Source organism: Bradyrhizobium betae (assembly GCF_008932115.1).
Taxonomy (GTDB): Bacteria; Pseudomonadota; Alphaproteobacteria; order Rhizobiales; family Xanthobacteraceae; genus Bradyrhizobium; species Bradyrhizobium betae.
Genome location: NZ_CP044543.1, coordinates 4,694,129 through 4,716,039, shown reverse-complemented (window position 1 = coordinate 4,716,039; position 21,911 = coordinate 4,694,129). Strand labels below are relative to the sequence as shown.

Below are 21,911 nucleotides of genomic sequence, written 5' to 3'. Positions count from 1 at the left end.
CAGCGCATGCTCGCGGCGCTGATGCTTTTGCGATGAATCGGGCACGGATGTCGTCAACGCTGCCTCGCTTCGCTTACTTCTGCATGAACGACGCCCAGCGCTTCTCGGCGGCTTCGCCTGCGGGCGAGGACCACCAGGCGTAGGACATCAGGGCCTGCTTGGCCGCATTGGCCGGCTCGCTCGGCAATTGTGTCGCGCGCTCGGGCTTGATGACGTTGGTCTCGAATGCCTTGGGGTTGCCCGGGCCGTAATCGATGTGGAGCGGCAGGTTGGCCTGGTGCACGGGATCGACGGCTTCGTTGAGGAATTTTACGGCCGTCTCCAGATTTGGCGCACCCTTGAGAATGCACAGCGAGGTGCTCTGCAGGATACCTTGGTTGTACGTGAAGGAGACTTTAGCGCCCTCCTTGGCGACGGCGCTGACGCGACCGTTCCAGGCCATCTCCATATCGACCTCGCCGTCATTGAGCAGCTGCGCCGATTGCGCGCCCGAGGTCCACCACACCGTGATGTTCGGCTTGATCTCTTCCAGCTTCTTGAAGGCGCGATCGACGTCGAGCGGATACAGCTTGTCGGGCGCGACGCCGTCGGCCATCAGCGCCGCCTCGAGTGTGGCGATCGGATGGTTGCGCAGCGCGCGGCGGCCGGGAAACTTCTTCACGTCCCAGAAATCGATCCAGCTGTTCGGCGCGTCCTTCGGGAAGGTCTTCTGGCTGTAGGCCAGCACGCTGGAATAGAACTCGTAGGAGATCGAATAGGGGCTGCGATACGCCTCCGGCATCGCCGCGGCGTTCGGGATCTTCGAGAAGTCGAGTTTTTCGATCAACCCCTGCTCGCCGCCGCGCAGGCAATAGCCGGTCGGGGTATCGACGACGTCCCAGATCGGCTTGCCGCTGCCGACCTGGGTCTTGATCGCGGGCCAGGCGTCCGGAATGGAATCCTGGTTGATGGTGATGCCGAGCTTCTTGGCGGAGGGATCGAGGATCGCCACCGTCTGCGCCTGCTGATAGGCGCCGCCCTGCGAGACGAAGGTGATCTGCTCGGCGGCGCTCGCGGCGGTGCCGCTGAGCGCAATGGCGCCCAACACCGCATAACCATATCCAAGATTTCGCTTCGTGGTCATCCTCGCCTCCTCTGTCGCCACAAAAATCTCACTGACCGATCGCATCGAGAAACTGGTACCAGCCGGCGACCATGCGCACGGCGGGCTCGCGCAACGGATAGAACGGGATCGTCTTCATGCGCTTCGCATCGAGTAGCCCGACCTCGGGCATCTCGCCGCGCACGAAAGCGGCCAGATAGCGGCCCATCAGGCTCGACATTGCGACGCCCGCACCGTTGTAGCCCACCGAGAACAGCGTGCGGTCGTCGAGCCGGCCGATATGCGGCACCGAGTCCAGCGTCATCGCGACGAGGCCCGACCATCTGTAGGCGAGCGGGACGTCGGCCAGATCCGGGAAGATGCCGACCATCGCCTTGCGCAGGGCGTCGAAGGCGGCTTCCGAATCCTGCTTGCCGAAGGCGCCGCGGCCGCCGAAGATCACGCGATTGTCGACCATGCGGAACCAGCGCATCATGCGCTTGGTCTCGGTGTAGGTCCGCCCGGTCGGCATCAGCTTTCCAGCGAGATTGCGCGGTAGCTGCTCGGTCGCGACCATGGCGCTGCGGAACGGGATCAGCGTGCGCTGCAGATGCGAGGTCTCACCGGTGAGATCGGAATAACTGTTGGTGGCGATGATCGCCTGCTTGGCGCGCACCATGCCTTGCGGCGTCTCGGCGACGATGCCGTCCTTCTCGCGCCGGAGCCTGATCACCGGCGATTGCTGGAAAACCGGCACGCCGCGGCGCGCGACGCCATCGGCGAGGCCGCGCAGATAGTTCAGCGGATGAATTCCGCCGGAGCCGGGATTGAGCACGCCGCCGACGAAGATGTCGGAGCCGGTCTCGTCGCGCACGCCTTGTTTGTCGAGGATGCGGACCTCGGCGGAGCCCATCTCGCGCGTCATCCAGTTGGCTTCGTCGATCGCGGCCTTCAGCGTGGTCTCGTTGTGCGCGGCCTTGACCTGGCCGGTGCGCGTCAGGTTCGCGCTGGTGATGCCGAATTCGGAGACCAGCTCCTCGACGATATCGGTCGATTCATGCGCGATCTCGTACATGCGCTTCGCCATGGCGCGGCCATGGGCGGCGTCGATCTCGCGGAACGAGAGACGGAATTTTGCGGTGATCACCCCGCCATTGCGGCCGCTGGCGCCCCAGCCGGGACGATTGGCCTCCAGCACGATTGGCGCGAGGCCGTCCTTCGCGACGTGGTGCGCGGCGGACAGGCCGGTATAGCCCGCGCCGATGATCACCACATCCGCCTGATGCTCGCCCGACAGCACGGGAAAGTCGCGCGCCGGCTCCGCCGTGGCTTCCCACAGCGAGTTGACCGACGGCATCGCGCTCCAGTCCCGTGTCATGCCCGCGCTCATGCGTTACGCCGCCGGGCCGACGGCGGCGTCCGCGAGCGCCTTCAGCGTCGGGAAGTGGAAGTCCGGCTTGGTCAGCGCCTCAACGGCGGGCGTGCCGCCGAAGCCGGCGACACCCTGGCGCCGCTCGATCCAGCACACCTTGTAGCCGAGCTTTCGCGCGATTCCGATGTCGTGGTACTGGCTCTGCGCGACGTGCAGGATATCGGACTGCTTGTAGCCGAACGCGGACTGGCGGCCCTTGTTGTAGGCGAAGAACTCCGGATTTGGTTTTGCAACGCCGGTGTCGTCGGCGCAGACGGTGTCGTCGAAGGGATTGCCGAGCGCGTGCGCGTAAGCCGACAGCGCAACGCGATCGGCATTGGTCATCGCCACCAGGCGGAACTTCGTGCGCAGCCGCTTCAGCGCCTCGGCCGAATCGGCGAACGGACCCCAGCGCAGCACCGAGAGCTGGAAGGTGTCGCAGGACGCGTCGTCGGACGGCAATCCGAGCTCCTTGGCGAGATGGCGATAGACGTGGAACATCGCCTCGCTGGAGCGCTCGTAGTGCGCGTCACGGCCGCGCTTGTAGGGCTCGAAGATCTGCTCGTCGCTGAGCTCGGCCGGCGTCTTGCCCGAGATCCTGCGCACCGCGGAGAGCACGCCGGCCTCGAAATCGATCAAGGTGCCGACGACGTCGAAGGTGAGAACCTTGAAATTGCTGAACGCGGCTTGGGTCGACATGTTGGTTTCTTCTCTCAGGTTAAACAAGGCTTGAGTTCAGTCCACTCTCTTCAGTCCACTCTCGGCACCACGATGGTGTCCTCGGGGTGAAGGGTGACGGTGAGGCTGCCGCCGAGCGGCGGGATACGGCTGTAGGCCTGGTGATAGGCCGGCTGGCGCAGACTGAGCGCGACGCCGCCTTCGAGCACCAGGAAGATGCGCAGGCTCTCGCCCTGATAGACAATGTCGGTGACCGTACCGGTCAGGCGGTTGCAGCCGGCCTCCTGTGCGCCGTCGTCGATCAGCAGCTTTTCGCTGTGCACGGCCAGCATCAGGGCATCACCATCGGGAATGGCGCGGGCGCTGCGCAGCAGGGCATTGCCGAGCGCAACGCTGCAGGCATCGACACGCCGAACCGGCAGCATCGTCGCCTCACCGATGAAGCTCGCCACGAAGGAATCGGCGGGATGATCGTGCAGCCGTTCGGGCTCGTCGATCTGGATCAGCCGGCCGTCCTTCATCACCGCGACGCGGTCGCTCATGGTCAGCGCCTCGCGCTGGTCGTGGGTGACGTAGATGATGGTGGCGCCGATGCGCCGGTGCAGCGCGCGCAGCTCGATCTGCATGGATTCGCGCAGCTGCTTGTCGAGCGCGGAGAGCGGCTCGTCCATCAGGATCAGGCGCGGCTCGAAGATCATGGCGCGCGCCAGTGCCACGCGCTGGCGCTGGCCGCCGGAGAGCTGCGCAATGCCGCGCTCTTCATAGCCGGCAAGTCCCACCATGCCGAGCGCGGCGCGCACCTTGTCAGGCCAACTCGCCTTCGGCAGGCGCCGTGCGCGCAAGGGAAAGGCGACGTTCTCGCCGACACTCATATGCGGGAACAGCGCGTAGTTCTGGAAGACGACGCCGATGTCGCGCTTGTGCGGCGGCATCCAGGTGACGTCGCGGCCGCCGAACAGGATCGTTCCGCTCGACGGCAGGATGAAGCCGCCCAGAATGCCGAGCAGCGTGGTCTTGCCGGAGCCGGAGGGCCGAGCAGCGAAACGAACTCGCCTGCACCGACATTGAGGGAAACGTCGTCGAGGGCGCGAACGGCGCCGTAGGCCTTGCTGGCCGACCTGATCTCGACGCTTTCCGCTCGCTTGTCCAACGATCGACCTCGCCTGTGCCCCTGCAATGGCGTGCCTCACTGCGCGCCATAAGCCTGCTTTATAGACAGCGTTTTGGAGCATTCAGCGGCGAAGCGTGCGCCGCACCAAATATTCTCACGAACACCCTGTCTTTAGGCTGTGATGCCAATGACAACAGACTTGGCAGAATCCGGCAATTGCCAAATTATTACGGGCCTCATAACATGGCGTTATGCCTGAGCTCCGCCGGATGCTGCCCTCCAGTAACGCCCTGTTCGTGTTCGACGCAGCGGCGCGCAACGGCAGCTTCACCGCGGCCGCCGCCGAACTGAACGTCACGCAGCCGGCGGTGAGCCGGATGCTCGGACAATTCGAGGAGCATCTCGGCGTGCGCCTGTTCGATCGCAAGGCGGGGCGCGCGGTGCTCACCGAGGAAGGCGAGCTGCTCTATCGCCGCGTGCTCGAAGGCTTTCGCAGCATCGAGAGTGGCCTCGTCGAGATCGAGCGGCGGCGCAAGGGCACCGAGACGGTGACGCTGTCGGTCTCCTCCGCCTTCACCACGCACTGGCTGATGCCGCGCATCGACAAGCTGCAGCGGCAGTTTCCGCAAGTGGATCTGCGCTTTCAGCTCATCTCGGGCGCGCTACGCGGCCCGGTGGAGAATGTCGACCTCGGCATGCGTTTTCGCGATCGCGACGAGCCGTCGTCGGGTGGCACGCTGGTGATGAAGGAAGTCACGTTGCCGATGTGCAGCCCCGGCTATCTCGGCGAGACCGATCCTGCCGAGGGCAACACCATCATTCGTCTCGCCGAGACCCCGGGCGATTGGGCCACGGATTACGCCTCGCTGCTCACCGGGCGCCGCGGCGCGGCCAAGGCGTTGAGCTTCACCGATTATGCCGTCGTGGTGCAGGCCGCGCTGCTCGGCCAGGGCATCGCGCTCGGCTGGCTGACCGTGACCTCGCACTGGCTGCTGACCGGCGCACTGGTGCCGGCGTCAGAGACGCTCACCACCACGCGCCGCATCTGCGAATTCCTGCCTCCGCGCAACCGCGTGATGCGCCCCATCGCCGCCGAGATCCGCGACTGGATCATCGCGCAGATGCAAGGCGAGATCGCCGCGATCGACCGGCTCTACCCGAAGCTCGGCGCGATGGCGGCGTGTTATTGAGCGGGGGCCGGCACGAGGCAATGGCTTGGGCCGAAGGGAGCGACTGGTCCCGGTCGCCGCACGATCATTGCGTGACCTCTACCCAGTAGAGATCGCCTCCTCGATCCGTACTCTTGTCGTTGGCGGCCTGCTTCTGGTCCTGGAAGCGACTCTTCATCGGCACATATTTCTGGAAGCCGTGCCCTTTCGGCAGCAACTGAGACTCGACCGTTCCCTTGGACGGCTCCCAGGCGACGACCACACCGAAAACGTAACGTCGTGCCGATTGATAGGCAGCGTTCATCTCCCTCTTGCGCAGCTTGTTGCAATCGATCTCCAGGCCTGCCTTGAACAGACTGGCATTCCGCCCCTGGCATTTGAGTTCGACCACGAACGTCTTGTCCGTAACAGCGACGTTCGGATTGTCTTTGGTGGGTCCATTGCCGACGAAATCCGCAGTGGCATCCCGATTGTCATAGACGTGCTGCTCCGGAGCGAGATCGTAGGTGATGTGCTTCTCTGCCAGAGTATCAATGATCGCCTTCTGCAGCCACTTCTCCCAACCGTTCTCGACGGTCGCGCCTGCTGCGATCAAGGATCCTTTCGTGGCCAGGATTCCGTCGATCAACTCCTTGAACTGATCGATCGTGACGACATCCGCGGCAGCGGGCCGGATTCCCGCGAGACCCAGTACGCCTGACAAGCCTAATCCGGAGACGACATTCCTGCGCGTGGTGAAACGCATCGCAATCTCCATTGAATGAAAGCATGTTTTTGAAGGCGCTGATCGCATCGACGACGATTGCGGTCAGCACCGGAATCCTGCAGGCGCGACCTGTCAGGGCGTGTAGAAGATCGCGTACAGCCCGTCCGGTGGATAGAAATTGTCGCTGTAGTCGGTGTCTTTGCAGACCACGGCGACGGTCATGCCGGGACCGACAACAAGCGGGTCGCCGACGTAGCGGACGTCGATCGCGCCTTGTTCGCTCTTGGTTCGCACGTTGATGTAGGCAAGACCCTGGTCCCCGGGTGTAACACCGTCGAAGCCGGCCGAGCATCGGCCGTCGCCCTCCCAGCAATATCGGCCGCGAACGACCATTTGCATGCGTTCACTCGGCGAAAACATGGCGGGCTGCGGCTCGCGCGGATTGAGTTGCAGCAAGACGACCGGCTTCGGAGTCATCACGGTCATCGCCGCCAGTCGCGCGCCGTCCTTGCAGGCGGCCTCGTCCCAGAACGATGCGCCGCATCGGTCCATCCACCCCACGAGCGGCTCGATCTGGGCCGCGACCTGGCGCCGCGCCTCCTTGTCACGCCCGCTCGCGGACGTGTTCGGAATCCTGAATGTGTCGTAGGCCTTGATGTCGAGATCGAGCCTTGTCAGCACACGGTTCACGTCATCGAGCTTCCGGGCTATCAAACTATAGTGGCCCGCGGCGTAATCGTTGATGTGAAAACCGCGAACCAGTTGCGGATAACCCGATGTCTTGAGGCCGATCGGCACGGCGTTGCCGTCCACGACTTCGCTGGCGAAGCCCGCCGCATACTTCAAGAGAATGTCCACGCCTTGCGCGCCGGTCTGGAACGCCGGCACCTCGGTCTTGCCGCCCATCCGATACATGCTCACCTCGAGCGACGCCTCCTGGCGCATACGCTGCATCGTGGACTCGAACTTCGCCTGCGCGCTCGTGGTGGCATAGGAGGCGTCGGCCTGGATCTGGAGCTCGGTGGCAAGTTGATTCGAGCTCTCCTGCGCGGTGAGCAACGCGACGAACTCGCCGCCCCGGATGACCTCCGAAATGTAGGCATTGCCGCACTGCGCGAAGAAATCGCTCATGGATTGAGGTGATTGGTCGGTCAGCGGCTGAAGGAGCGACTTTTCTTTTGCCGCCAGGACGAGCCCTGGCGACAGGATCACCTTCTTGCGCACCATCAGGTAAGTCCGCGACGAGGAACTCGACGAGGATTCGCTGTACTTCGATGACAGGCTCGCCTGGAACGCGCCGAACGACGTGTCCAGCCGCGCTTCGACCGCAGTCTCCTGCTTGAACTCGTCAAGAGACCTCAGCAGCTTCATCTCATAGGTCGAAGTGGAGACAAATCCAGCCGGCGGGATGTACCATTTGCCGACGCAGTCGCCGAGAATCTCTTTGGTGTAGGTGTTGTAGCCGGCCCCAAGAAGAACGCCCTCCTTGGTGAATTTGGTAATGGCCTCATATCTTTGCGGTTCCGGAACGATGACGTCCGGCTCCGCGCTATCGACTTGCGCCTCGATCGCCAGCGCCGTGTCGCCGAGAACATGGGTTGCCCCGGTCAACACATTTGTCATGTGCTCCGGTCCTGCCAGACCAAAGGCGCACGAAAGGCAAGCAACGGCAACAGCACGCAATGGGTGCATGTGCAAACTCCTATGAATATGTGCGTTCTTACGAAATAAAACTTTAGGCTGTAATTCGGATATCTGCTCACAGCTCGCCGGCCTCCGCAAGGCAATCCGGACCACGAAGCGAAAGCGGCGCGGAAAACTTTGCGCCTATCCTCATTGGGACGATGCGCGGCGAACAGGCGCGATGCACCCGCCCCTCAACGCGTCAAGGAATGGACTCCCGGACAAGAGTCTGAGCTTGCGGAAGAAAAGAGCAGCTCGGTGCGGGCAACTTGCGAGGTTTGCGACGCAGACACGGGCTGGCTCGGCGAAACCATTCGCCTGGCCGATCCAACGACTCTTATCCGAGGAAAACCGTCACCGATGCTCGATCGCCCGGATCGCACCGCGCAGCTCGGCAAGGCCGCGCAGGCGGCCGATCGCGGTGTAGCCGGGATTGGTGCGCTTGGTTGCGGCAAGATCGTCGAGCATGCGGTGGCCGTGATCGGGGCGGAACACGATCTGCTTGTCGGGTGCGCGCCGCGCATTCTCCTTCAACAGCGCCCTGAGCACCGCCACCATGTCGACGTCGCCATCGAGATGGTCGGATTCGTGGAACGACAGGCCGTCAGCATCACGCTTGGTCGCGCGTAGATGCGCAAAGGCGATGCGCGGACCGAAGCGTTCGGCCATCTCGGGCAGATTGTTCTCCGCGCGCACACCGAGCGAGCCCGTGCACAGGCAGATGCCGTTGGCCTTAGACGGCACCGCGTCGAACAGCGCCTGATAGTCGTCGGCGCTGGAGGCGATGCGCGGCAGACCGAACAACGGGCGCGGCGGATCGTCCGGATGCAGCGTCAGCGACACGCCGAGCTGCTCGGCCACCGGCGTCACGCGCGCCAGGAACTCGGCGAGGTGCTGCCGCAAAATCTTCGGCGTGATGTCGCGATAGGTCTCCAGCCGGTCGCGGAATTGCGGGATCGTCATCGGCTCGGTGGTCGAACCCGGCAGCGCGCTGGCGATCGTCATGATGAGGTAGTCGATGTCTGCCTGGCTCATCTTGTCGAACAGCATCTTTGCGCGCGCCTGCTGCTCCGGCGAATAGTCCTGTGCGGCGGCCGGACGCTTGAGGATATGCAGCTCGAACGCGGCAAAGCGGTCCTGGTCGAAGCGCATGGCACGGGCGCCGTTCGGCAGCTCCCATTCGAGATCAGTGCGGCACCAGTCGACCACGGGCATGAAATTGTAGCAGATGATCTTGATGCCCGAGGCGGCCACCGCCTCCAGGCTCGCGATCCACGCCTCGATCGACTGCGTCGCCTTAGCCCCAAGACGCTTGACGTCGTCGGGGATCGGAATCGATTCCACCACCGACCATGTCAATTGCGAACGGCCGGGCTGGCCGTTCTCGATGAAGTTCTTGCGTTCCTCGACCGCCTTGCGCGTCCAGGCCTCGCCGATCGGCACCTGATGCAGAGCCGAGACGATATCGCTCGCCCCGGCCTGCCTGACGTCATCCAAGGACACCGGATCATCGGGCCCGTACCAGCGCCATCCCTCGAGCATCATGTACGTTTCCTCCGATCAGTTTGCGGTCAGCACGACCTTGACGCTCTGCGAGCGGTCGAGCGCCAGCCGCAGCGCGTCGGGTGCCGTGGACAGCGGCCGTTCGGCGGTGACCAGCGACAGCACGTCGACGCTGCCGGCGCCGATCAACTCGACCGCTGTCATGAATTCGAGCCCGAAGCGGAACGAGCCGCGCAGGTCGATCTCCTTGGCCATCACCGCATTGGCCGGCACCGAAATCTGGCCGCCCGGCAGATTGCCGATCTGCACCACAATGCCGCCGCGCCTGACGATCCCGATCGCACTCGCAAGGCCCGCCGCCGTGCCCGAAACTTCGAACGCGACATCGTAAGGACGCGATGCGGCCTGCGCCTTCAGACCTTCCTCGCCAGCTGAGACGTTCTCGACATGCGATGCACCAAGCTTGGTCGCAAATGCCAGAGGCGCCGGCGCGATGTCGGCCACCGTGATGTCGGCCATGCCGGCGCGGTGCGCGGCGAGCATGGTCAGAAGCCCGATCGGGCCGGCGCCGAAGATGATGCCCCGCTTGCCCTCGATGTTGCCGGCGCGCGCGACCGCGTGCAGGCAGACCGCGAGCGGCTCGGCGAGCGCTGCGGCCTGATAGGAGACGTGACCGGGGATCTTCACGCATTGCGCCGGGATGGCGTCGAAGTAATTGGCGAAGCCGCCCTGCATGTGCGGCGTCTTCGAGGCCGAGCCCATGAAGTAGATGTTCTCGCAGAGGTTCGGCCGCCCCTCGCGGCAGGCGACGCAATGGCCGCACCAGCGCGACGGGTTGACGGCGACGCGGTCACCGATTTTCAGATTTGCCGCGGCGCCGGAGATCTCCACGACTTCGCCGGAGATCTCGTGGCCGAGCACCAGCGGCGACTTCACTACGAAATCGCCGGTCCGGGCATGACGGAAATAGTGCATGTCCGAACCGCAGATGCCGCCGGCACCGAAGCGGATACGCACCATGCCGTCGGCGAGGTTGGCGAGCGGATGCTCGACCATGCGCAGATCTTCGGGGCCGAACAGGGTTGCGGCGAGAGCAGTCGAGGTCATTTGGAGAGTCCCATGTATTTCGGCAGCCAGAGGGTGAGTTCGGGGATGTAGGTGATTGCGATCAGCGCGATCATCAGCGGCACCAGCCAGGGCAGGATCGCGACCGTCGTTCGCTCGACCGAGAGTTTTGCGACGCGGGCGAGCACGAACAGCACCATGCCGAGCGGCGGATGCAACAGGCCGATCATCAGGTTGAGCGTCATGATCAGTCCGAAATGAATCGGATCGATGCCGAGCTTGAGCACGATCGGCAGCAGGATCGGCACCAGGATGGTGATCGCCGCCGTGGTGTCGATGAAGCAGCCGACGAACAGGATCAGAACGTTGGCGAGCGCCAGGAACACCCATTTGTTGTGGGTGATGCTGAGCATCCAGTCGGACAGCATTTGCGCGGCCTGCGACACCGTCAGCAGCCAGGCGAAGATCGAAGCGGCCGTGACGATGAACAGCACCGAGGCCGTGGTCTCGATGGTGTCGAACGTCGCCTTCGCCACCGTCTTCAGCGTCATGGTGCGGTAGCGGACGAGGCCGAGGAACAGCGACCAGATCACGGCGGCAACGGCGGCCTCCGTCGGCGTGAACCAGCCGAGCGTCATGCCGCCGATCAGGATCACCGGCGCCATCAGCGCCATCACCGCCGAGAAGTCGAAATACCAGTCGATCAGGAGCAGCGTGCCGAGGCCGATGACCACCGCCATGTTGACCGACATGCCGGCAACCACCATCAGCCAGATCGCCATCGGGAACGCCAGCACGATGGCGATCTCGAGACCGGCCGAGCCGAGCTGCGGCCAGGAGAACGGCGTATCGCTGCCCCATTTGTTCTTGTACGCGAAATAGGTGACGGTCGCCATCATCAGCAGCGTCATGACGATGCCGGGAATGACGCCAGCCAGGAACAGCGCGCCGATCGAGACGTTCGCCATCATGCCGTAGATCACGAAGGGCAGCGACGGCGGGATGATGGGCCCGAGCGTGGCGGAGGCCGCGGTGACGCCGACCGAGAACTCGGTGGAGTAGCCGTGGTCCTTCATCGCCTTGATCTCGATGGTTCCGAGCCCGGCGGCATCCGCGATCGCGGTGCCGGACATGCCGGAGAAGATGACCGAGCCGATGATGTTGACGTGGCCGAGCCCGCCGCGCATCCAGCCGACCAGCGCGACCGCGAATTTGTAGATGCGCCCGGTGACGCCGGCGATGTTCATGAGATTACCGGCCAGGATGAAGAACGGCACGGCGAGCAGCGGGAAGCTCTCGACGCCGGCGATCATGCGCTGCGCCAGCGTGACGTCGGGCGTCACGCCGCTGACCAGGATGTAGAGCAGCGACGACGCGGCCATGGCAATTGCCACGGGAACGCCGAGCAGCATCAGGACGAGGAAACCTCCAAGCAACAGCAGCATGACTTTACCCTTCAAAACCGTCGTAGGCGCCGGGACGTTCGAGGATCGAGTAGCCCTGTCGCAAATGTTGTATCGCCACCTGCACCGAGCGCGCGAACATCAGCACGAAGCCCGCCAGCACGGCGTAGTAGACGTAGTCCTTGGGCAGGTTGATCGTCGTCATCGACTCGTCGCCGATGATCTGGATGTAGACCCAGACCAGCTTGATGGCGTAGCCGAAGAAGACGATCCGGATCAGGTCGATCGCGGTCGAAAGCGCCCTCGCCGCCGGGTGCGGCAGATAGCGATAGATCAAATCGACCTGGATGTGCCGCGACAGCCGCACGCACATCGAGGAGCCTATGAAGACCACGCCGATCAGGCAGTAGGTCGCGATCTCCTCGGTCCAGGCGTAGCTGTCGTTGAGCACGTAGCGGGTGAAGAACTGCAGGAAGACGGCGAGCGCCATCACCCAGAAGATCGCCAGCGCCACCCAGTCCTCGAAGGCGTAGACGGAAAGATCGACCTTCGGCGCGGACTCCTCCTCGAAGGTATGGGCAATCTCGTCCGCGGTGATCTGCCGGTGCGTTTCGGCGGTGGACATGGGGGTACTCCTTGAGTGTCTCGATCGTCATTCCGGGGCGGCTCGACGGGACCGCGCAAGGCGCGGCCCGGAGAGCCGAACCCGGAATCTCGAGGTTCCGGGTTCTCGCTTCGCGAGCCCCGGAACGACGGGCGCCTGGTTATTTCACCGCCTGGATGCGTTCCCAGTCGGCCTTGCGATAGCCGAAGGTCTCGAACGGAACGTTCTTCAGCACGATGTCGCGGAACTCGGTCTTGTCGACCTCGGTCACGGTGAGGCCCTTCTCCTTGAAGAAGGCGACCAGCTTGGCCTCGTTCTGCTTGATCTCCGCGGTCGCCTTGGCGGCGGCTTCCTGTGCGACGTCTGTGAAGATCTTCTTGTCCTCGTCGCTCAGCTTCTTCCAGAGCGCGCCGGCAACCACCGTGTTGAGGTGGTCGACGATGTGGCCGGTCAACACGATGTGCTTCTGCACCTCGTAGAACTTCTTGGCCTCGATCGTGGTCAGCGGGTTCTCCTGCGCCTCGACGGTGCCGTTTTGGAGCGCGAGATAGACTTCGGCGAAGGCGATCGGCGCGGTGTTGGCGCCGCAGGCGCGCGGCATCGCCAGATAGGCCGGAACGTCGGGCACGCGCATCTTCAGGCCCTTGAGGTCGGCGCAGGTCTTGATCGGCTTGTTCGACGAGGTCTGGCGCACGCCGTAATAGGTCACCGCGACGATGTGGTGGCCGCTCTTGTCCTCGTAGCCCTTGGCGAGTTCCTTGAAGATGTCGCTCTTGGTGTAGGCGAGCAGATGGTCCGAGTCGCGGAAGGTGTAGGGATAGTAGGTCACGCCGATCGGCGGAAAGCTCTTGGCCGCGAAGCTCGAGCCGGAGATGATGATGTCGACCGAGCCGAGCGAGAGGCCCTGGTTGATGTCGGCTTCCTTGCCGAGCTGCGAGGCCGGATAGACGTCGACCGTGTAGCGCCCGTTGGTGCGCTTGCCGATCTCCTGCGCGGCCCAGACCGACGCGCTGTGGAACGGCTCCGAGGTCTCGTAGACATGGGCCCATTTGAGCTTGGTCTGCGCCATCGCGGGATGGGCCACCGCGCACATTGCCGCGACCGAAGTCGCCAGCACCATCGTCATCTTCTTCAACACTGACTTATCCTCCACTGACTGAAGTCTGCTTCTTGTTCGCCCGCCCCGAAACGGAAACAGGCCGCCCAATCTCATCGTCGTCGCGCTCTGCCGCCTTTGGTCTGCGTCTTCGGCGCTCTCTCCGGTTTTGCCGGCTTTGCCTGATCTTCCGCCGTCCCGACGCGCTCCGCCGGCAATCCTGCGGTGCTCTCGGCGCCGAAATTCTGCGCAAAACGCTCCTGTGAACACACCAGATGAGCGCGCATGACATCGCGCGCGGCATTGGGATCATGTGCCGCAATGGCGTCGCGCACGGCGCGATGCTCGTCGAGCGCGGTGCGCCAGGTGCCCGGGCTCTCGAAATAATGCGCAAGCTGCGCGAAATAGGGATTGAGACGCTGGTCGAACAACTCGCCGACCACGCGCACCAGAACCGCATTGCCGAGGCTACCGGCGATCGCGACGTGAAATGCGCGGTCATGGACCATCGAGGCTTCGCCGGGATGCGCGACATTCTCCATCGCGACGAGGGCAGCGTCGATGCGGGCGACATCGTCCGTCGTCGCCACGCGCGCGGCCTGCTCGGCAATGGCGCTTTCGAGAAATTCGCGGGCCCGCAGCAGCTCAAAGGGGCCTTCGATGACGGCGGCGGCTGGTACGGCCATCGCCGGGGCCGCGGGCTCGATCACGTAGATGCCCGAACCGACGCGGATACGGACGCGGCCCTCGACTTCGAGCGCGATCAGGGCTTCGCGCACCGTCGGCCGCGACACCTTGAGCTGCTCGGCGAGTTCGCGCTCGGTCGGCAAGCGGCTGCCGACCGCGTACTCGCCGCTGTCGATCAGGCTTCGCAATTGATCGGCGACCTGGCGATAGAGCCGTCTCGCCTCCACAGCTTCCAGCGGCACGCTGGTCCTCCCGAAAAGGTCCCGCGGGGTCGTCGTGACCCGCGTCCGCCAATTTTTGGAAAATTGGTCTTACCAATTGACCGGAGCATTGACCGAGGTCGGGCGCCATGTCAAGCAGCGGCCAAACACAGGGAGAGACGACCATGCGGCTTAGTTCAACACGCCTTGGCCGCGCCAATCTCGACCGGCTGCCGCCAACCATCCGCCGCCCGGCCTTTGACCGTTCGCGTGTGACGCCCGGCATCGTGCATCTTGGTCTCGGCGCGTTTCACCGCGCCCACCAGGCCGTCGTCATCGACGATTGCCTTGCGGCAGGCAGCCTGTCCTGGGGCATCATCGGCGCGAGCCTGCGCAGTCCGGATACCCGCGACGCCCTCGCCCCGCAGGATCATCTTTATACGGTCGCGATACGTGCCGCCGAGGGCACCGAGCACCGCGTCGTCGGCGCGCTGCTCGACAGCGTCGTCGCGCGCGAGAAGCCGGTCGCGCTGGTCGAGCGGATGGCGGATCCCGCCATTCGCATCGTCTCGCTGACTGTCACCGAGAAGGGCTATTGCCACACGCCGCAGACCGGCGATCTCGACGAACGGCATCCTGACGTCGTGCACGATCTCAACGATCTCGACGCGCCGCGCTCGGCGCCCGGATTCATCGTGGCGGCGCTGGCACGCCGGCGGGCGCAGGGGCTGGCGCCGTTCACCGTACTGTGCTGCGACAACCTCGCCGCCAACGGCCACACCGTGCAGCAGATCGTGACGCAATTCGCGGCGCTGCGCTCCAGGGACCTCGGCAAGTGGATCGCGGACAACATCGCCTTCCCCTCGACCATGGTCGACCGCATCGTGCCGGAAACAACGGATGCCGACCGCGATGCGGTGTCATCCGCGCTCGGCATGCGCGACGCCTGGCCCGTGATGACCGAGCCGTTCACGCAATGGGTGGTCGAGGACCGTTTTGCGGCGGGCCGGCCCGACCTCGCCGCCGCGGGCGTTGAGCTCGTCACCGACGTCAAGCCGTTCGAGCTGATGAAGCTGCGGCTGCTCAACGCCAGCCATTCCGCGCTGGCCTATCTCGGCTATCTCGCCGGATACGAGACCATCGCCGACACCATGGTCGATCCGCATTTCGCCCGCCTCGCCGCGCAGGTGATGGAAGAGGCCGCGGTGACGCTGACGATGCCATCAGGCACTGATCTTTCCGCCTACCGCGCCTCGCTGCTGAAGCGCTTCGCCAATCCGGCGCTGCATCACCGCACCTGGCAGATCGCGATGGACGGCTCGCAAAAGCTGCCGCAGCGCCTGCTCGGCGCGATGCAGGATCGCCTCGCCAAAAACCTGCCGATCGCGACGCATGCGCTCGCGGTGGCCGGCTGGATGCGCTACGTCACCGCGCTCGACGAGCAGGGCCGCGCCATCGACGTGCGCGATCCGCTCGCCGGCGAATTTGCGGCGCTGGCGCGCGAAGCAGGTCCCGTCGCCGAACGGCTGGCGCCGGCGCTGCTCGGCGTCGAAAAAGTATTCGGACCGCTGGGCGCCGAGCCGCGCCTGCGCGAGGCCGTCACCGCGGCGCTCGGCCAACTCTATACAAAGAGTGCGCGGCAGGCTGTTGAGACCCTCATCTCGGCGTGACTACAAAGCAGGCAACCATGTTGCACTGCGGTCAAAAACGAACGCAAAATCGAACGGAAGTCGCGCTTGATTTTTGCCGGTCATTGCCCCACCCGAGAGCCATGGCAAAGGACAGCAAGGTCATCGCCGCGAATGCGGCCTTCTACGCCGCCTTTTCGAGGGGCGACTTCGACGGCATGGAGCAGATGTGGGCGGATGACGACGCCATCTCCTGTATCCATCCCGGCTGGCCGGCGATCATCGGCCGCGCCACCGTGATCGGAAGCTGGCGCGATATCCTGCAAAATCCGGAGCGACCGCAGATCGTTTGTGCCGAACCGCAGGCCATCGTCGACGGCGACAGCGCCCGTGTGCTCTGCATCGAGATCGTCGACGGCACCGCTTTGGCCGCCGCGAACCATTTTCGCCGCGTCGGCGACGGCTGGCGCCTGGTTCACCATCAGTCGAGCCCGATTGCGCAGATTGTCGAGCAGGCAGAGGACGATAGAACGAGTCACCGCGTCCATTGACCGCGCCGGGCCCGGCGGCACGTTCTACTGTGCATGGGGTTGTTTTTCGCTTTTTGTTTGGACCCCGAGTTCCGACAGATCATTCAGCACCACCCGCGCCTCGCTGAAATCATCATCCCGGAAGAACATGCTGCGGGTGATGAGAACCGGAATGTTCGCGCGTGAGGCCGCGATCAGGCCATTGGCGGAATCCTCGATCGCGATGCAGTCCGATGCATCCAGCTTCAGCCGCGCCAGGACTTCGAGATAGACGTCGGGCGCCGGCTTCTTGTGGCGGACGTCATCGCCGGCAACGATCGCGTCAAAATCCGCGGCCCAGCGGCGCCCCAGCGCCCGCGACAGCAGCGCATCGATATTGCCGTGCGACGTCGTCGTCGCAATCGCAAGCCGCTGGCCGCGCGCCTTCGCGGCCATGAGGAGATCCGTCACGCCCGGCCGCAACGGGCAGCAGCCGGTCTCGATCAGCTCGGCATAATGCGCGGTCTTGACGCGGTGGAGCGCGGCGACGTCCTGATCCGGCAATGGCAGGGCGGTCCCAAGCCTTGCGTGATAAGCGCGCATACGCTCCTTGCCGCCAGTGACCCGCAGCAGGTCCCTGTAGACGGCACGGTCCCAATGCCAACCAAGACCACAGCGGACGAAGGCATGGTTGAAGGCCTGCCGATGCAGCTCCTCGGTCTCGGCCAGCGTGCCGTCGACATCGAAGATCAGCGCAGCCGCGCGCCGGATCAGCTCTGCTGCGCCCTCTGCCTGCATGACCGATGCCCCAATGACGCCCGACAATCGCCCGGGGCGGCGGGCGAGTAAAATTGCAATATCTTTTGTCGGACCCAAAAATCTCTTATGAGCGGAGGGCGCGCAGCTCGCGCGAGCTGGAACCTGCACGGGAGACGCATGCGGCTCTTCATCCTCGGCCTCGGCTACAGTGCCCGGCACTTCGTCCGCAAGTTCGGCGGCACCTTCTCGCACATCTCCGGCACGGTGCGCGATCCCGCCAGGCGGGACGAGCTTTCCGGCATCGAGCTGCACGCCTTTTCCGGCGACCCCACGCGCGAGACGCTCGAACATGTCCGCGACGCCGACGTCCTTGTCGTGTCGATCCCACCCGGCAGCGCCGGCGATCCCGCCATCGCGGCGTTCGGCGACGCACTGGCGGCTGGCCGCCGCAAGATCGTCTATCTCTCGACCATCGGCGTCTATGGCGATCACGCCGGCGGATGGGTCGACGAGAGCACGCCGCCACAGGCCATTCTCGACCGCACGCGGATGCGGCTCGCGGCGGAGCAGGCCTGGACCGACGCGACACATGGCGATGCCGCGATCTTGCGGCTTGCGGGCATCTACGGGCCCGGCCGCAACGCGCTGGTGACGCTGCGGGCCGGCACGGCCCGGCGCATCATCAAGCCGGGGCAGGTCTTCAACCGCATCCATGTCGACGACATCGCAAGCGCGATCATGGCCGCGATACGCCATCAGAGCGGCGGCACGTGGAACGTCTGCGACGATGAGCCTGCGCCGCCCCAGGACGTGATCACCTACGCCGCGGAACTCATCGGCATCGCTCCGCCGAAAGAGGAAGCGTTCGCGACGGCGGAGATGTCGGCCATGGCGCGCAGCTTCTATTCCAGCAGCGCCCGCGTCTCCAACGCGAAATTGAAGCGCGAGCTCGGCGTCACGCTCGACTACCCGACCTATCGGCACGGTCTCGACGCGCTGTGGCGCGCCGGAGAAGGACGATAGGGTCCGGCATCTCCGGCGCGTCCCAGACATGCCCTGCCCGCGCTTGACTTCGCTCTGGCGCGGACGTGATCTAGGCATCGCGCGAGCCACTCGCATAACGAGCTCGCCTTGGGAGGATGCAATGAACAAGACGATCGTCATGATCGCGGCGGCGGCTGCCGTCATCACGTTCGGGACAGCGCGCGCCGCGCCGCTGCCCGAAGCAAGTCCCGACGACACCGGTTTCTCAAAGCAGGGTCTCACCCGGCTCGACGATTTCTTCGCCCGCGAGGCCGCCGCCAAGCGCGTTCCGGGCGCGGTCGTCGCGGTGGCGCGCGACGGCAAGCTCGTCCACTACAAGGCCTACGGCATGCTCGATCCGGACAAGGGCACGCCGATGCCCGTCGACGCGATCTTCGCGCTGGCCTCGATGACCAAGCCGATGGCGGCAGTTGCCGGCCTCACCTTGATGGAGAAAGGCCGGCTGCCGCTTCAGGCCAAGCTATCAGACTACTATCCGGGCTTCGCCGACATGAAGGTCGGCGTGACCCAGGCCGACGGTTCGCTCAAGCTCGAGCCACAGGCCTCGCCTATCTTCATCCACGATCTGTACCGGCATACGTCCGGATTGATGTATGGCGGTCGCCCGGACAGCTCCAGCCCGGTCGCGCGGCAATATCCTGACGGCGTCGCGCCCGCGGTGGAAGGCGACACCCAGGCCTTTATCGACCGCATCACGAAACTGCCGCTGGCGCATCAGCCCTCGACGGAATTCGAGTACGGTTTTTCGATCGACGTCCTTGGTGCTGTCGTCGAGAAGGTGAGCGAGCAGAAGCTCGGCGAGTATCTCGCCGGCAATGTGTGGCAGCCACTCGGCATGAAGGACGCGACCTTCCATCCCACCGACGCACAGCGCCCACGGCTCGCCCGCCCGTTTGCCAACGATCCGCTGACCGGCAAGCCGCAAGCCATCAAGCTGCTCGACACGGCGACCAAGTTCGATTGCGGCGGCGCCTGCTCGTTTGCGACGGTCGGCGACTACATCCGCTTCGGGCAGATGCTGCTCAACGGCGGCGAGCTCGACGGCCAGCGCATCCTCTCTCCGAAGACCGTGCATCACATGACGACCAACCACCTTGGCCCTGAAATCAAGAACAACGTGGCGACCATCGAGCCGCATCGCGCCGGCTTCGGCTTTGGACTGTCGGTCGCGGTCCGCACCAGCGAAGGCCTGTCATCAGTTCCCGGCAATCCCGGCGAGTTCAGCTGGAACGGTGCGTTCGGAACGCAGTTCTTCTGCGATCCGAAGGAACGTCTCGTCGTAGTGGTGGGAACCGCGGCGCCGGGTGAGCTGCGCAAATATTACCGCGAGCAGGTCCAGGACATCGTCTACGGCGCGATGGTGAAGTGAGACTCGCGCCCTGAAATGAAGCGGGCGGCCACTCGGGCCGCCCTTCCGAAATTCGTCGTCAGCTCAGGACGCCATACTTCTTGAACCAGGCCTCGGCCTGCTTCCAGGCATCTTCCGCCGCATCCTTTCGGTAGCTGCCGCGGTAGTCGGCATGGAAGCCGTGCGGCGCCTCCGGATAGATCTTGAACTCGGCCGTCTTCTTGTTCTCCGCGAGCGCCGCCTTCATCTGCTCGACCTGGGCGACGGGAATGCCGGTGTCGGCGCCGCCATAGAGGCCGAGCACCGGTGCTTTCATCTCGGGCGCCAGTTGCATCGGGCTCTTCGGCCACAGCGGATTCGCCGGGTCGACCACCGTGCCGTAGAAGGCGACGCCCGCCTTGAGCGCGCCGCTATGGGCGGCATATTCCCAGACGGTGCGACCGCCGCGGCAGAAGCCGATGATGCCGAGCCTGGCGGTGTCGCCGCCCTGCGATCCCGCCCACGCCACGGTCGCATCGAGGTCGGACAGCAGCTCGGCATCCGGCTTGGCATTGACGACCGGCAGCAGATCCTTGATCTCACTGACTTTGGTGAGATCGACGCCCTTGCGGAAGTAATAATCGGGCGCGATCGCGAATGCACCGAGCTTGGCCAGGCGCCGCGTCACGTCCTTGATGTATTCGTGCAGGCCAAAGATCTCCATCGCCACGATGATCACGGGCGCCTTGGTGTTGCCGGCCGGGCGGGCGAAGTAGACGGGCATCTCTTCCGAGCCGACCTTGACCTTGGCCTCGCCGGCCTGGAGGCCGCTGGTATCGGTGGTGACCACCTCGGCGCGGACCGGACCGGCCGCAAGCGTGTAGCCGGCGGCGACGGCCGCGGTGGCGCTCATGAATCCGCGGCGCGAGACCGGGGCGACTTTCGTCAGCCCGACGACGTCGGATGTCATGGTGGTATCAATGCTCATCGGTCTGTCCTTCCTGATGCCTGGCCCTGTTCCTTCAGGCGACGCATTCGCCAATAATTGCAGGCGAAACGCAAATCACCAGCCTGCGAGCGCCATGCCCTGACGATCGAGCGCGCCAGAGCCGATCGGCGAACGACGATCTGAAGCCGTTGTCGACGGGCGATGCGATACCCGGGATCGGCGACGCATGTCGGTCCTCGATGCCTGGACCGATCGTATTTTGGATTTAACCGTCTAGGTACATCGCAGCGCAACATCCATTAACCGAAAATGGTGGTTCTCCCGTCGTCATTCGCGTGACCCGAGTTGCAGGCGCCTCACACGTCCGCGCGATTTGAAACAGCATGCGGCAACAAATGGGCTCCGCAGTGGCTGCTACGACACATCATGTTGCTCTGATACCGCGCGCTATCGGAATCTTGCACACGTACCCCGGTCATTTGACTGAAATTTTCAGAAGAGTTGAGCCGTACTATTTACTCGAACTTTCTTTGTGACGCTCTAGTTCCACATCCGAACCTTCGATCTCCAGAACGGAGAAGCGTCTTCCAAGCGCGGCCAGTCGTCCCGTTTCGAGTGAAGCATCGCTCGACAGCTTCATTCTCGCCCGCCCGGATTGCACGACCAAAGACCCAATTGAATATGGCTTTTTCCGATCCGGACTTGAGATGATTTTAGCTCGCGAAGCGATTGAATTATTGGGGCAGATGGCCCGCATCCTGTGGTTCGAAGGCACCAAGCACGGCCTGCGCGACCGCGAATGGATGGCCCTGCGCTTTCTCTCCCGCGCCAACCGTTTCTCGCGGACGCCCTCGGCGCTCGCGAGCTATGTCGGCACCACGCGCGGCACCGCCTCTTTCATCATCGGCGAACTCGAACGGCTCGGTTATATCGAGCGCAAGCGCTCCGCCACGGACAAGCGCTCGGTATTGCTCAGCGTCACGCAGCAGGGCAAGAAGTTCCTGGTGCGCGACCCCGTCAACGTGCTCGTCGAGGCGATCGCCGTTCTCGACGACGACGGCAAGATCCGCTTTCGCGACACGCTCCGGCACGTGCTGGATCAGTCGGACGCGGCGGAGCAGCGGCACCATACCGACGTTTGCAAGCGCTGCATCTTCCTGCGCGAAGATCGTGCCGCTGCCGACGGCAAGGCGACGGTCGAGTTCAGCTGCCGCCTGTTCCGCGCACCGATCGCGGAGCCGGAAATCGACCTGCTATGCACCAGCTTCGAGCATCACCGCCAGTAGAAGGCTCCCCTC

The 21,911-nt window shown here is 64.3% G+C and carries 19 protein-coding genes and 1 pseudogene; 6 read left to right on the top strand and 14 right to left on the bottom strand.

The genetic code is table 11. The features are described 5' to 3' along the window. Window positions 1-73: 73 nt before the first annotated feature. The 4 genes and pseudogenes from F8237_RS22585 to F8237_RS22570 all read right to left on the bottom strand — a co-directional run bounded on the left by F8237_RS22585 (window position 74) and on the right by F8237_RS22570 (window position 4,320). Window positions 74-1,123, bottom strand: a complete 1,050-nt coding sequence (locus tag F8237_RS22585; protein ID WP_162006170.1) for an ABC transporter substrate-binding protein — start codon at window positions 1,121-1,123, stop codon at window positions 74-76. A 28-nt stretch (window positions 1,124-1,151) separates the two neighbouring features. Continuing rightward, the gene (locus F8237_RS22580; RefSeq protein WP_162006395.1) at window positions 1,152-2,459 is read right to left on the bottom strand and encodes an NAD(P)/FAD-dependent oxidoreductase; all 1,308 of its coding nucleotides are present in this window, start codon (window positions 2,457-2,459) and stop codon (window positions 1,152-1,154) included. 15 nt (window positions 2,460-2,474) lie between these two features. After that, a complete protein-coding gene (locus tag F8237_RS22575) occupies window positions 2,475-3,191 on the bottom strand; it encodes an HAD family hydrolase (RefSeq protein WP_151648016.1) in 717 nt (238 codons plus the stop codon). Between the two features lie 50 nt (window positions 3,192-3,241). Further along, window positions 3,242-4,320: pseudogene (locus tag F8237_RS22570) on the bottom strand (ABC transporter ATP-binding protein). Between the two features lie 212 nt (window positions 4,321-4,532). Between F8237_RS22570 and F8237_RS22565 the strand changes: the two are divergent. Further along, window positions 4,533-5,471 carry a LysR family transcriptional regulator gene (locus tag F8237_RS22565; RefSeq protein ID WP_151648014.1) on the top strand — a complete coding sequence of 313 codons (939 nt, stop codon included), beginning with the start codon at window positions 4,533-4,535 and terminating at the stop codon, window positions 5,469-5,471. Window positions 5,472-5,535: 64 nt separating this feature from the next. On the opposite strand, the gene F8237_RS22560 is transcribed toward F8237_RS22565, so the two are convergent. From F8237_RS22560 to F8237_RS22525, 8 genes are all read right to left on the bottom strand, one after another. Further along, window positions 5,536-6,195 carry a hypothetical protein gene (locus tag F8237_RS22560; RefSeq protein ID WP_151648012.1) on the bottom strand — a complete coding sequence of 220 codons (660 nt, stop codon included), beginning with the start codon at window positions 6,193-6,195 and terminating at the stop codon, window positions 5,536-5,538. A 93-nt stretch (window positions 6,196-6,288) separates the two neighbouring features. Beyond that, a complete protein-coding gene (locus F8237_RS22555; protein WP_151648010.1) occupies window positions 6,289-7,953 on the bottom strand; it encodes a hypothetical protein in 1,665 nt (554 codons plus the stop codon). A 240-nt stretch (window positions 7,954-8,193) separates the two neighbouring features. Continuing rightward, complete coding sequence (gene uxuA / locus F8237_RS22550) at window positions 8,194-9,384, bottom strand: mannonate dehydratase (protein ID WP_151648008.1); 1,191 nt, start codon at window positions 9,382-9,384, stop codon at window positions 8,194-8,196. 15 nt (window positions 9,385-9,399) lie between these two features. Then, window positions 9,400-10,449 carry an L-idonate 5-dehydrogenase gene (locus F8237_RS22545; protein ID WP_151648006.1) on the bottom strand — a complete coding sequence of 350 codons (1,050 nt, stop codon included), beginning with the start codon at window positions 10,447-10,449 and terminating at the stop codon, window positions 9,400-9,402. Next, a complete protein-coding gene (locus tag F8237_RS22540) occupies window positions 10,446-11,852 on the bottom strand; it encodes a TRAP transporter large permease (protein ID WP_151648005.1) in 1,407 nt (468 codons plus the stop codon). Before F8237_RS22540 ends, F8237_RS22545 begins: the two co-directional genes overlap by 4 nt. A 4-nt stretch (window positions 11,853-11,856) precedes the next feature. Beyond that, the gene (locus F8237_RS22535; protein ID WP_151648002.1) at window positions 11,857-12,435 is read right to left on the bottom strand and encodes a TRAP transporter small permease; all 579 of its coding nucleotides are present in this window, start codon (window positions 12,433-12,435) and stop codon (window positions 11,857-11,859) included. Between the two features lie 139 nt (window positions 12,436-12,574). After that, window positions 12,575-13,534, bottom strand: a complete 960-nt coding sequence (locus tag F8237_RS22530; protein ID WP_162006394.1) for a sialic acid TRAP transporter substrate-binding protein SiaP — start codon at window positions 13,532-13,534, stop codon at window positions 12,575-12,577. An 89-nt stretch (window positions 13,535-13,623) separates the two neighbouring features. Continuing rightward, on the bottom strand, window positions 13,624-14,439 hold the full coding sequence (locus F8237_RS22525; RefSeq protein WP_151647998.1) for a FadR/GntR family transcriptional regulator: 816 nt from the start codon (window positions 14,437-14,439) through the stop codon (window positions 13,624-13,626). 143 nt (window positions 14,440-14,582) lie between these two features. On the opposite strand from F8237_RS22525, the gene F8237_RS22520 reads away from it, so the two are divergent. Then, window positions 14,583-16,067: a mannitol dehydrogenase family protein gene (locus F8237_RS22520; protein WP_162006169.1), complete on the top strand. Its 1,485-nt coding sequence runs from the start codon at window positions 14,583-14,585 to the stop codon at window positions 16,065-16,067. Window positions 16,068-16,168: 101 nt separating this feature from the next. Then, window positions 16,169-16,576, top strand: a complete 408-nt coding sequence (locus F8237_RS22515) for a nuclear transport factor 2 family protein (protein ID WP_151650633.1) — start codon at window positions 16,169-16,171, stop codon at window positions 16,574-16,576. A 24-nt stretch (window positions 16,577-16,600) separates the two neighbouring features. Here F8237_RS22515 and F8237_RS22510 read toward each other — a convergent pair whose 3' ends face one another. Then, entirely contained in the window at window positions 16,601-17,332 is a 732-nt protein-coding gene (locus F8237_RS22510) for an HAD family hydrolase (RefSeq protein ID WP_151647994.1), read from the bottom strand. 138 nt (window positions 17,333-17,470) lie between these two features. Between F8237_RS22510 and F8237_RS22505 the strand changes: the two genes are divergently transcribed. Next, window positions 17,471-18,316, top strand: coding sequence for an SDR family oxidoreductase (locus tag F8237_RS22505; protein ID WP_151647992.1), 846 nt, complete (start codon window positions 17,471-17,473; stop codon window positions 18,314-18,316). Between the two features lie 121 nt (window positions 18,317-18,437). After that, the gene (locus F8237_RS22500) at window positions 18,438-19,706 is read left to right on the top strand and encodes a serine hydrolase domain-containing protein (RefSeq protein ID WP_151647990.1); all 1,269 of its coding nucleotides are present in this window, start codon (window positions 18,438-18,440) and stop codon (window positions 19,704-19,706) included. Between the two features lie 58 nt (window positions 19,707-19,764). On the opposite strand, the gene F8237_RS22495 is transcribed toward F8237_RS22500, so the two are convergent. Then, window positions 19,765-20,652 carry a dienelactone hydrolase family protein gene (locus tag F8237_RS22495; protein ID WP_151647988.1) on the bottom strand — a complete coding sequence of 296 codons (888 nt, stop codon included), beginning with the start codon at window positions 20,650-20,652 and terminating at the stop codon, window positions 19,765-19,767. Window positions 20,653-21,320: 668 nt separating this feature from the next. Between F8237_RS22495 and F8237_RS22490 the strand changes: the two genes are divergently transcribed. Beyond that, on the top strand, window positions 21,321-21,899 hold the full coding sequence (locus F8237_RS22490) for a MarR family winged helix-turn-helix transcriptional regulator (protein WP_151647987.1): 579 nt from the start codon (window positions 21,321-21,323) through the stop codon (window positions 21,897-21,899). The last annotated feature ends 12 nt before the right edge of the window (window positions 21,900-21,911 follow it).